Origin of the sequence: Sphingobium sp. JAI105 (genome assembly GCF_015752145.1) — a bacterium.
Classification (GTDB): Bacteria; Pseudomonadota; Alphaproteobacteria; order Sphingomonadales; family Sphingomonadaceae; genus Sphingobium; species Sphingobium xenophagum.
Genome location: NZ_JADOUC010000001.1, coordinates 124,709 through 137,729 on the forward strand (window position 1 = coordinate 124,709; position 13,021 = coordinate 137,729).

Annotated in this window: 1 protein-coding gene (only partly in view); it reads left to right on the forward strand. The window is 61.4% G+C overall.

Annotated elements, in window-relative coordinates:
- Positions 1-13,021 carry the beginning of a putative Ig domain-containing protein gene (locus tag IWY39_RS00655; RefSeq protein WP_231377473.1) on the forward strand. 24,053 nt of this gene lie beyond the right edge of the window, so the window shows 13,021 of its 37,074 coding nt (coding positions 1-13,021); the start codon lies at positions 1-3; the stop codon falls past the right edge of the window.

Here is a 13,021-nt window from a genome sequence, read left to right on the forward strand (position 1 = left end):
TTGCGAAACTCCTCCAGTCTGGCGAACCGGCTCCATTTCGAAGCGGTGGAACCGCGCTTGCTGCTGGCGGCGGACGTGCCACCGGTCATGGGCACGATCGAGGTGCCGGGCGAAACCGACCGCTTCGCGTTCACGCTGACCGAACCCAAGAAGGTCGTGTTCGATTCGCTCACCGCCACCAACAACATGTTCTGGGCGTTGGCCGACCAGAAGGGCAGCATCGTTTCGAACCGCAATCTGGCCCAGTCGGATTCCTATGATTTTTCGGGCGGCAACGTTCTGGACCTGCAAGCGGGCGAATATACGCTCAGCATCGATGGGCGAGGCGACGCGACGGGTAATTACGCCTTCCGCCTGCTTGATATCGCCAATGCCGATGCGTTCACGCCCGGTGATGTCGTCAACGGACAGCATAAGGCGAACCAAACCGCGCTCTACAAGTTCGATGCGCTGGCCGGGGACAGTTTCTTCTTCGATGCGCACAGCTACCCCGCCGAATCCACGGCATGGCGGCTCATCGGTCCCGATGGCGAATATGTTACGGGGCCAAATTCCTTCGATGATTCCGGCGCCTATCTGCTGAACCGCAGGGGCACCTACATGATGGAGATTGAAGGGCGGGTTTATAATTCTGCCACCAACGACATCAGCTACGCCTTTACCTTCGGCAAGATCACGCAGACCAGCGCCGCGCTGACGATCAATGAACGGACGCAGGGCCGCCTTGCTACCGCGGGCAGCAGCACGGTGTTCGATTTCGACCTCGCCAGTGACAGTAAGTTGCTGTTCGACAATCTGATACGCCGCGACAGCCTCAAATGGTCGCTCAGCGGGCCGCGCGGTCAGGTGATCAACAACCGCAGCATGAACAGTTCGGATTCCTTCAATGGCGATCCGCTGCTCAATCTTGTCGCGGGCCATTATGAGTTGACGGTATTCGCCGATGGCGATGCGACCGGGGATTTTGCCTTCCGCCTGCTCGATTTTTCGACGACTGCCACGGCGATCAGCGCGGGGGATGAGTTTGGCGCGACGATCGAGGATGGCGGCGCGCTCGCCAATATCGCACACGCGGCTGGCGCGCCGCTCGACTATTCGGGGCAGGGCGGAACGGTCAACCGCAGCTGGGACGTCGCGACACTTGGAGAGCTTGAAGTCGCCAACGACGCGGCGCTCAACCCGGCTGCGATCACGGTCGAGGCTTGGGTCAACGCACGCAGCGGCGGCGGCTTCTATCAGGGTATCGTCAGCAAGGTGAACGATACCGGATGGAGCAATGGCTATGGGCTGATGCGCGTCGGCGGCAATGTCCGCTTCTTCGTCAACAATTGGAGCGACGGCTTTGTCGAGGCATCGCTTTCGACCGATCAATGGAAGCATGTCGCCGGCGTCTATGACGGCACGAATTTGCAACTATATATCGATGGCGCGCTGGTTGCCGAGAAGGCCTATGACGCAGCCATCAACCACAGCGGCAATGCGCTCAACTTCGGTGCGGCGCCAACCGGCAATTATCAGTTCGACGGGCAGATCGACGATATACGCCTGTGGGGCATGGCGCGCAGCGCGGCCGACATCGCCAGCGGTTACCAACGCCCGCTAACGGGCAGCGAAAGCGGCCTAGCGGGCTATTGGCGTTTTGACGAGGCGACGGGGCAAACCGCTGCCGACCTTGCGCCGGGCGCTCTTGTCGCCAGTGGCGTCCTGCGCCGGGGGACCGAAACAAAGCTGTTTCGGCTCGACGGCGTGAAGGATGACCATTATTTCCTCAACCTGCTGAGCGCGAGCAACAATCAGTATGTACGGATATACCGGCCCAATGGAGCATTGCTGCTCAGCGGTTCGGGACTGGGCGATATCGACCTTGGCGCACTGCCCGAAACGGGTGAATATCTGATCGCGATCGAAGGCTATCTCTACAATCAGGGCAGCGCCGCCTTTACCGCCGAACTGCTCAAGGTGTCGGACGACACGAGCGCTCTGACGCTGAACGCGCTGACCAGCGGACGGATCGATGCAGGCGAAGCCGACCGCTTCACATTCACGCTCAGCGAAGCGACGAAGCTGGCCTTTGACTCGCTGACGGCGAACTCTGCATTGAGCTGGTCGCTGACCGGGCCGTTTGGCGCGGAAATTACCAATCGCAATTTCTATTATGCCGATTCCGCCGAAATCGACACCAACAGCAATTTGCTGCTCAACCTGGCGCCGGGCACCTATACGCTGACCGTCGACGGCGCAGGCGATGTTGCAGCCGATTATCAGTTCCGGCTGCTGGCCCTTGCCAGCGCAACGCCACTGACCCTTGGCGCGGAGACCAGCGGCAGGCTGGAGCCGGGCAACGAGACCGACATGTTCGCGTTCACTGCGCAAGAGGGCGACGCGATCACGATCGAACGGATATCCAGTACGAACCTCAATGCGTACTGGCGTCTATATGACCCGCTCGGCCGCCTCGTCACATCCGCGCGCCAGTTCAATGATTCGGTTCCGCTTAGCCTTGACTATGACGGCACCTATGTCCTGATGCTCGAAGGACGGGTGTGGGAAGGCGCGCCGGTCGACTATGTGCTCAAGGTCAGCAGCACCGGCAACACGCCGCCGCCGGACAGGGGAACCGGCACCGTCTTCACCCTTGGCGCGGCGGTCAGCGACACGTTGAGCGCAGCGGATGAAATCGATCTCCACAGCTTTACCATTGCGGGGCCCACCCGGGTCTATTTCGACAGTCTGACGCCCGACACGGAAAAGAGCTGGGCGCTGTTCGGTCCGTCGGGGCGCATCACGCCGGATCGCGCTTTCTATTACACCGACAGTTTCGAGAATAGCGCCAATACGTTCATCGATCTGACCCAGCCGGGCGACTATCAGATCCGGGTGCAGGGCAGCACGGGGGCATATGGTTTCCGCCTGCTCGATTTCGCAGGCGCCACGCCTGTGGCGGCAGATGGCAGCGTCACCGCATCCACGCTCACGCCCGCGCGCGCGACGAACATTTTCAGCTTTACCGCGAGCGCTGGCGAGAAAATCATTCTCGATGTGCGCGACTATCCCAGCAATGCAAGTTGGCGCATCTTTTCGAGCAACGGGCGGCAATTGTTCGGTCCGGCCAGTTTCGACTATCGCGAACTCATCCTGCCGGTTTCGGACACATATTATTTTGTCGTAGAGGGCCGGGTCTGGGATAACCGGGCGTCCGACGACTATGCCTTCATCCTCAATCGCCCGGCTGATCCCGCACCTGTCGATCTGGCGTTGAACGACATGGTGGAAGGCACGATCGCCAAGACCGGCGATGTCCAGCGCTATCAGTTCACCGTCGATACGCAGAAGCTGGTGATTTTCGACAGCTACAGCCCATCGGTCTATCTCGAATGGGCGCTCAACGGGCCGAAAACGTCACTTGGCAACCGTTTCTATTATTCCGACAGCTACGAACAGCAGAATCGCACGCCGATGCTGCTCGAACCGGGCGATTATGAACTGGTGGTCCGGGGATCGCAGCAGGTGGAAACCGGCGGCGGGACGCTGGGCGACTACAAGTTCCGCCTGCTGGATGCCGCCGCCGGAACAATGCTGGCGGTCGATGGCTCCACCACGTCGGGCACGCTCGATCCGGGCAGGGAAACCGATGTCTATCGCTTCACTGCGACGGAGGGCGAAAAGGTCTTTTTCGATGGCATCCAGGGGGCGGGCAATGGATCGCTCAAAATCCTCGATGCCTTTGGCCAGATCGTTTACGGCCCCATCGATTTCCGTGATGCCGCCATCACCATGCCGCGCACCGGCACCTATACATTGCTGGTCGAAGGGCGCCCGTGGGACAATGCCGCGACGATCAATTATCAGTTCGCACTGTCACGGATCGAGGCGGACCCGGCCCCCATTGCGCTCAATTTTGGCGAGCGGACCACTGCGACGATCGCCAAGCCGACGCAGAAACAGCGTTATACGTTTACGCTGACCGCGCCCAAATCCTTCTATTTCGACAGCTTTACGCCGGATTCCGAGATTTCATGGGCGATTTCAAGCGCTGGTCTCAATCTGGTCGGCAGTAATTTCTACAATAGCGATTCCTACGAAAATAGCGGCGAGCGCATTTTCACGCTTCCTGCGGGCGGCTATAATCTGGATGTTTCCGCCAATGCCGGAAAGACGGGCAGCGCCGAATTTCGCCTGATCGACACCGCATCAGCAACGGCGCTGACCTTTGGCCAGCCGGTTCGTTCCGACCTGACGCCGTTGCGCGAAACCGATCTCTACAGTTTTGAGGGGACGGCGGGCGAAACGATCTTCTACCAGAATTTGCAAAACCAGCCCAACGCCTCCTTGCGCATTATCGATCCTGACGGGCTTCAATTCGTCGGCCCGACGAACATGGACAATGGCGAGATCGTGCTGCCCAAGACGGGACGCTATCTGATCCTGCTGGAAGGACGGGTCTGGGACGCCAGTGCCAGCCAAAGCTATGGCTTTACCCTGCAAAAGCCGACCAACCCGACCCAGACAATCGCCATTGACGGCACGACCAACGGAGCACTGACGCGGCCGGGCAAGGTCGGCAACGCCCTTGCCTTGTCAGCCCATGAGCAGATCCAGATCGTCGATGCTGCACTCGACCTGCGGCAGGATGTGACGATCGAATTCTGGATCAATCCCGATCGACAGGCGGACACATGGTCGCCGATCGTGTACAAGGCCAATGAGGCGGGACAGCGCGACTATTCCGTGTGGTTCAACTCCAGCGGCTTCATTCATTTCTCGACGATGCGGGGTACGGCGAACGACACGCTGGAGACTGCGAGCAACGCGGTTCCCTATGGCCAGTGGAGTCATGTCGCAGCGGTGCTGGAGCGCAGCACCGGCACGATGAAAATCTATGTCAATGGCGTGCTGGCTGCATCCCGATCGGTCAGTACGGCGCTGTCGAACGGTTCGCCCGATACGCCTTTGATCATCAGCGGCACCAGCGAATATAACGAAGCCTACCGCAAGTTCGAGGGCGGGCTGGACGAAGTGCGCGTCTGGAGCGGGGGACGCACGGAAGCGCAGATCGTCGACAATATGAATGTCGGGGCGCCTGCCGACAGCGCAGGTCTGGTACTGCGATTGGGGCTGGATAATGTGACTGCGGGAGCCGTGACGAACAGCGTCAACGGCGCGGCGATCCCGGTTCTGCGCGACCTTGCCAATGTGAAGGGCGTGGTGGAAGGGCGTCTGGACACGCCGGGCGACAAGCGGACGTACACTTTCACCGTTGCCGGACGCACGATGATGGCGTTCGACAGTCTGCACGACAATGACCAGATGGTCGTTTCCGTAACCGGGCCGGGCGGCTTTTCGATATCGAAAAATCTGCGCAACGGCGACAGTTATGAACTGGGCGGGAGCAACCCCGTTTTCACCGTCGAGCCGGGCACCTATACGATCGTGGTCGACGGCACAGGGGCTGCGACCGGCGCTTTTGCCTTCCGCTTGCTCAACCTGTCGGCGGCGCCGCTGATGCCGTTCGATACCGCGATTTCGCAGACGGCCAGCGGCTCGTCGGAAAGCTATGCCTATCGCCTGGACGTCAATCCCGGCGACAATCTGCTGTTCGATGTCCAGCAATTGACCAATTCGAGCAGCCGGGTCTCGTACCGGCTGATCGATCCCTATGGTCGCCAGATTTTCGGCCCTGTCGATTTTTCGTCGCGTGAGACCGGGGCACTGGCGATCGGCGGCGTCTACACGCTGATCGTCGAACCGCGAGTCTGGCGCGAATGGCCGGTCGATTTCCGCTTCGCGGCATATAAGGTCGCGGCCACGCCGCCCGTAGCGATCACGCTGGACGGACCCAATCCCCAGGAGCCGCAGGTTCAGCCCGGAAAGAGCGGCAATGCGCTGACGCTGCGCGGGGTCGACTATGTCGAAGTGCCGAGCAGCCCGGCAGTGTCGCCCAGCCGCAATCTGACGGTCGAAGGCTGGTTCAAGCTGGATCGCTTCACCAACAGCTGGACATCGCTGGTCGCCAAATCAACCCATGGCACGTCACCCTATCGGATCGCGGTCAACGCCAACGGCTCGGTCTGGGCGGCGGTGCGTGATGCATCCGGGGTGCAATCGATCCAGACCGGGGGCGGCCTGATCACGGCAGGCGAATGGGCGCATATCGCGCTGGTCGCCGACCGTGATGGCGGCGCGATGAAGATCCTTGTCAACGGTGTGGAGCAGGCGTCCGGAACCATCAGGATCAACAACAATGCTGATGCGGGCGAACCGCTGCTGATCGGTCAGTATGAGGAAGTCGAGACCAGTTACGGTCAGTGGGAAGGTGCGGTCGACAGCTTCCGCATCTGGGATATTGCGCGCAGCGAGGCCGATGTCGCCGCCGGCATGACCAATCCGCCTGCTTCTGGCACCAGCGGCCTGCTCTATGCGCTGGATTTCGAGAGTACGGCATTGAGCGATGGCGCGCTGTTGCGCACAACCAACGCGAATGGCGTTTCCGGCCGCATCGCGCAGCCGGGCGAAAGCGACGTCTACAGCTTCAGCCTGACGGCCGAAACACTTGTCATGCTGGACAGCCTGACAAATTCGGCTGACATTAACTGGACGCTGACTGGCCCGCAAGGCGAAATTGTGAGCGCCCGGCGCTTGAGCGATACCGATTCCGCCGATTTCACCGCCTCGCCCGTCCTGAGGCTGGGCGCGGGCGATTATACGCTGAAGATTGACGCGACCGGCAGCGTGACAGGCCATTATAATTTCCGTTTGCGCGATCTCTCGCTCGGCGCGCCGCTTACGCTCGGTGCGCCGGTTTCGGGAACGCTCACCCCGACGAGCGAGACGGACATCTATCGCTTCGCTGCGAATGCGGGTGAAAAATTCTTCTTCGACGGCGGCACGGTGCATAACGACATGCGCTGGCGGCTGATCGATCCGTTCGGCAACGAAGTGTTCGGCCCGAATTCGATCGGCAATATTGACGGGCAGGAGCTTGCCATTAGCGGCGTCTATTCGCTGCTTATCGAGGGGCGCGTCTATACAGCGACGGTCGCCGACTATCAATTTGGCGTCTATCCCATCACCACGCAGACGGCGGCGCTGACCATCGGATCGCGTGTGGACGCGGCGATCGGCGCGGTGGGTGAAAGCGACGCCTACAGCTTTACGCTGAGCGAAGCGACGAAGCTGGTGTTCGACGCGCTGACGACCGCGACCATATTCAACTGGACGTTGCGCGGCCCCGATGGCGTTGAAGTCGACAGTCGCAACGTGCATGATTCCGATGGGTTTGATTTTGGCGGCAATCCCGTCCTGAACCTTGGCGCGGGCGGCTATACGCTGACGATCGACGCGACGGCCGAAAATACAGGCGACTATAGTTTCCGCCTGCTCGACCTTGCGTCCGCCGAGGAACTGGTGCCCGACGGGACATTCAATCGCACGATCGGCCAAAATGGGCGGGAAACGGACATGTTCCGCTTTACCGCGACGCCCGGCATGCGCTTCGGCTTCGACGTGATCAGCAATTCTTCCGGCAATAATAGCTGGCGGCTGATCGACCCGATGGGGCAGGTGATTTTCGGCCCCGTGGGGCTGAACGATACGGACCTGATGACGGCGGCGATGGCCGGCACCTACACCTTGCTGGTGGAAGGTCGGCGTTCCGCCACGACGGACGGCAGCTACAGCTTCATCTACAATCAGCCGACCATCCTGCCTGCTGGTGGCCAGACCAGCCAGGATTTCGACGTTGCGGGCCTGCCCTATGTCTTGGGCAATCATCGTGGAGCGGCCGCGCAGATATTGTCCGACGGCGGGGACAACGTCATCAGACTGACAGACTCGCTGCAAGTGAACAGCCAGAATTCGATTGCCTTTTCCGCCACGGGCAGCGGGCGGCAGGACGCTGTCGACATCGGGTTTGATTTCCGCCTGACCCGCCGCGCTGGGCAGACGAGCGATGCCGACGGCTTTGGCCTGCTCTATCTGCCGGTCAGCCAATATGGCAATGGCGGGCCGGGGATGCTGGTGACGCCGGAGGCCAATCTGGCTGGTGCGCTGGGTATTGGTTTCGACACGCTGAGCAATGGCGAAGTCAATGCCAATCATATTTCCATCCATTATAACGGCGTCAAGCTGACCGACATCGCCGATCCCGGTCTGACGCTGGCCAGCGGCGATTGGGCGCGGGCGCGTATCCTTGTGGAACGCACCGATGGCGGGTCGCTGCTGACGATCGAACTGACGCCGCAGGGCGGGGCAACCGTCGCTGCCGTCACCGATTTCTTCGTACCCGGCATGGAGTTGGAGGCGGGACGTCTGGTGCTGGGCGCCAGCCAGGGCAATGCGACGGCCGATCAGGATTTCGACAATTTCGCTATCGCCATGACCCCCGCGGCGCAGCCGATGACGCCCCTTGCGCTCAACGACGCGGTCAGTGGCTCGATTGCCTTGGCTGGCGCTGTGGAGCGCTACGAATTTACCCTGACGGAAGAAACCGCCGTCATTTTCGATGCGCTGACCAACAACAGCGCGCTGCGCTGGCAGATTAGCGGCCCGACACAGACTCCGGCCGTGCGTAGTTTCAACAGCACCGATTCCGCCGAATTTTCGGGCAATCCGGTCATGACGCTTGCGCCGGGCACCTATAGCGTCGCTATTTCAGCGACCGGAGCCAATACCGGCAGCTATTCATTCCGCCTTGCGTCGCTGGCAGATGGCACGGCGATCAATCTTAACGAAACGCAGGAGCTTACCCTCACACCCGGCAATCTGACCGCGATATGCCGGTTCGACGCCACCGCCGGGCAAGCTCTGTTGCTCGACCTGATCAGCGGGTCGAACGATCCCTTCTGGCGGCTGATCGACCCGGCCGGCAATCTGGTGTTCAACACGCGGCGTCTCGGCGATCTTGAGGAGCCTGTGTTGCCGCTCGACGGCACCTATACACTGCTGATCGAAGGGCGCGTCGGCACCTCAGCGCCCCAGACGCTCAGTTTCCGCGTAGTTGACATGGTCGACAGCACCGCGCCGCTGACGATCGGCGAGACCATAAACGGCACCATCGCGGCACCAGGGGCCAAGGCGCGCTACAGCTTCAGCGTCAGCGAACCGCAATATCTGATATTCGACAGCCTGATCAACACGACCCAGTTCGGATGGACGCTGGCAGGTCCGTCCGGCACGATCCTGTCGCGCAATTTCCAGAATTCCGACGCCCATTCCAGCGCATCCCCAGGCGTCATGTTTTTCGAACCGGGCGATTATACGATCACGGTCGATGCCAATGATGATCTGACCGGCGATTTTGCTTTCCGCCTGCTCGATACCGCGCTGGCGAGCGATCTGGTGCTGAACGCGCCGACCACGGGCCGACTGGAGCCGGGCAACAGCAGCAATCTCTACAAGTTCACCGGCGCTGTTGGTGACGAGATATTCTTTGATTTCATCGCCAGCGCCGGATCGGGCCAGTGGCGGCTGTTCGACCCCGATGGCCGGGTGGCGATGAGTGCCAATTACCGCACGGATACCGGCTTCATCACGCTTGAAAAGTCAGGAATCTATAAGCTCGCCTATGAAGGCCAGATCGGTGAAGGCGGCCCGGTCGACTATCAGTTCCAGGTCGACAAGGTGGTGCATAAGAGCCGCACGATCGATCTGGGCGAGACGATCAGTTCGACGCTCGATCAACCTGGTCAAAAAGAAGACCTGCTTTTCACCCTGACCGAGGAAACGCTGGTCTATGTCGACGCGCTGGCGCCGCTTGGCGATGTCAGCTGGCGGCTGACCGGCCCGGCTGGTGATTTTGCCGCGCTGCCCTTCACCCAGACGGACAGTTACGACCGATCCAACGCGCAGGTGGTCTATCGTCTGCCAGCGGGCGATCATGTCCTGCGGATCGAAAGCAACACGACGGCGGACCGGGACTATTCCATCCGGTTGCAAAAGCTTGCCGATGCGCTGCCCATAACGCCTGGCGTTCCGGTAAATGGAACACTCAGCCCCGGTTCCGAAACCGATATGTACCGCTTCGATGGTGAAGCGGGCGACCGTTTCTACTTCGACAGGCTCAGCTATGCCGGCGTGTCCACCCATTGGCGGCTGATCGCGCCCAATGGTCGGCAGCTATTTGCCGGCGACATGAACGATGTCGATACGCTGGTCCTTCCCGACAGCGGCACCTACACGCTGCTGATCGAAGGCTATGTGCAACAGGTGGCATCGGTCGGGACATATAGTTTCAACGTGATCGAAAATACCTTGATCGCGCCTATTCGCATTTCCTCGCTGGAAGTGCGTCCATCGCCCGACCTGATCCCGATCGCCCTGGCGGTCAGCAGCAGCGGCACGATCAGTTCCGGCAGCGAGATCACCATCAGCTGGAAAACTCGTAATCAGGGCACGCTTCCGACCGATGGAGCGTGGCAGGACCGGGTGCTGCTGCGCAATCTGGATACCAACGAGATTATCGGCAACATCCTGCTGGATGACAGCGGCACGGTGATCAGTCCGGAAGGGGAACGGCAGCGGCAGACCACGCTGACATTGCCGACGGGCAATCGCGGCGTTGGCCGGATTGGCGTGACGGTGACGAACGACGTCGCCAACACGATCAACGAAGAAAATATCCTTGGTACGGCGGAAACCAACAACGCCGCGACGCTGGAGTTTACGTCGCAACTGGCCCCGTTCCGCGACCTCGTCGTTTCCGATGTCTCTGCTGACCCGGCTGGCGGCTGGAAACCCGGCGATACCGTGACGGTCAACTGGACCACGACCAACGCAGGCAATAGCGCGACGACGGCGGACTTTAGCGAACGGCTGTTCGTGCGCAACGTCATGACCGGCCAGCAGGTGCAGGTCGCTACCGTGGCCTTCACAGGAGCGCTGGGCGCGGACGAGGCTGCGCAACGCTCGACGCAGATCATCTGGCCCAACGGCATATTGGGTCAGGGCATTTTCGAATTTTCGGTGGTCACCGATATTTTCGATCAGGTGGCCGAAGCGAACACGGCGGCGACGGGTGAGACCAACAACAGCACAGCGGTAACGATCACCTCCGCGCCCGACCTTCAGATCCGCAATCTGGCGATCACCAACAGCGCGCCCGCATCGGGCGATGTCATCACGCTGACTTGGGATGAAAGCAATCAGGGCAATGTCGGCACCCTTGCAGGGTTCGACAATCGCCTGCTGGTGCAGAATCTGACCACTGGCGAAACGCTGCTCAACAGCACGATCGCCACGACCAGCGCTCTGGCGGCTGGGGAAAGCCGCGCCCGTACGGCCAGTTTCACGTTGCCGGAAGGGCAACGCGCAGTCGGCGACATCCGCGTCACCATCATTGCCGACAGTAACGCAAATGGGCAGACCAGCGTGCGCGAGGCCGCCGCCGGGGTCGCTGCCGAGGGGAATAACAGCGCGCAGGCCGCGATCGCCGTCACCGCGCGGCAATATGCGGATTTGCGCGTCAGCAATGTCAGTGCGCCCGCCAATGGGCTGGGCGGGGGCAACATCACGGTCAGCTGGACCGTGACGAACGCTGGCGTGGCCATAGCGGACGGCGTCAACTGGTCGGACCGGGTGATATTGAGCAGCGACGCTGTCATCGGCAACGCCGACGATGTCATACTCGGTAATATCGCCAGGACCGGCGGGCTGGCTGCGAGTGGCAGCTATAATGGTTCGGGCACGCTGGCCCTGCCCAACATCAACTCCGGCGACTATCGCATCTATGTCGTGGCCGATGCCGCGCAGGACATCGTCGAACCCGATACGCGGGCCGACAATGTCGGTGGCCCCGCAAATGTCGCGATTACCAGCCGCGCGCCCAATCTGGTGGCAGAGGCGATATCCGGTCCGACGGCCACCGTCCTTGGCGGCGATCCCTTCACCGTATCATGGCGCGTGCGCAACACTGGCGACGCTACCGCTGCGGGCGGGCATGTCGACCGGCTGCTATTGTCGGCTGATGGTGTCGCCGATGCGGGCGACCTGCTGCTGGCCGAAGTGCCTCGCGAGGCGGGGCTGGCGATCGGCGACAGCTATACGGTGTCCGTCCAGGCGCGCGTGCAGGACGGGCGCAGCGGCGATTACCGCCTGATACTGGTCACCGACGCCGGGAGCACGGTGTTTGAAAACGGGCTTGAAGGCGACAATGCGGGCGTTTCTACGCCTGTCCGCTTCGCTGTCGCGCCCTCAGGCAATCTGGTCGTCGAGAGCGTCACCGCACCTGCCGGCGCGCGGCCGGGCGAAACGGTAGAGGTCAGCTATATCGTCCGCAACAGCGGCACGGTGGCCGCGAGTGCGCCCTGGACCGACCGCATCTATGTGGATGACGACACGACTGTTTCGGGCGCGACGACCCTGGCCAACATCGCGCGCACATTCGATCTTGCGCCCGGTGAAGCCTATGAGGTGCATCAGACGGTCACACTGCCGGTAAACCTGGCCGATGGCTCCTATAGCATCCTTGTCCGCGCCGATGTCGGCCAGCAAGTGTTTGAAGGCGGCATAGAGGCGGACAATGACGGCGCTTCGGACGCGCTGGTCCTGACCCATCCCGATCTGGTGCCGCTCAACGTCACGCTGCCCGGCGGCGTCAATCCGCAATCAAACAGCGACATTGCGGTGACATGGCAGGTGCGCAACGATGGCTCCGGGGCCAGCATCGGCGGCTGGACCGACAGCCTCTGGCTTTCGCGCGACGGCACGGTCGGCGCCGGGGACATCAAGCTGGGCGAAGTCGTGCGCGGATCGAGCCTTGGCGTTGGCGAGGTTTATGACGGCGCGCTCACCGTTCGGCTGCCCATCGACGCATCGGGCGATTATCGCATCATCGTGCAGAGCGACAGCGCCGCTGCCGTGCCGGAAACCAGCGCGGGTGAAGCCAATAACAGCGCCTCTGTCGCGCTCACCGTCGCGCTCGCTCCCTATGCTGATCTGGACGTCAGCAACGTCACCGCGCCAGCCCGCACGATCAATGATCCTGCGCGCGTCAGCATAGGCTGGACCGTCACCAATATCGGCACGG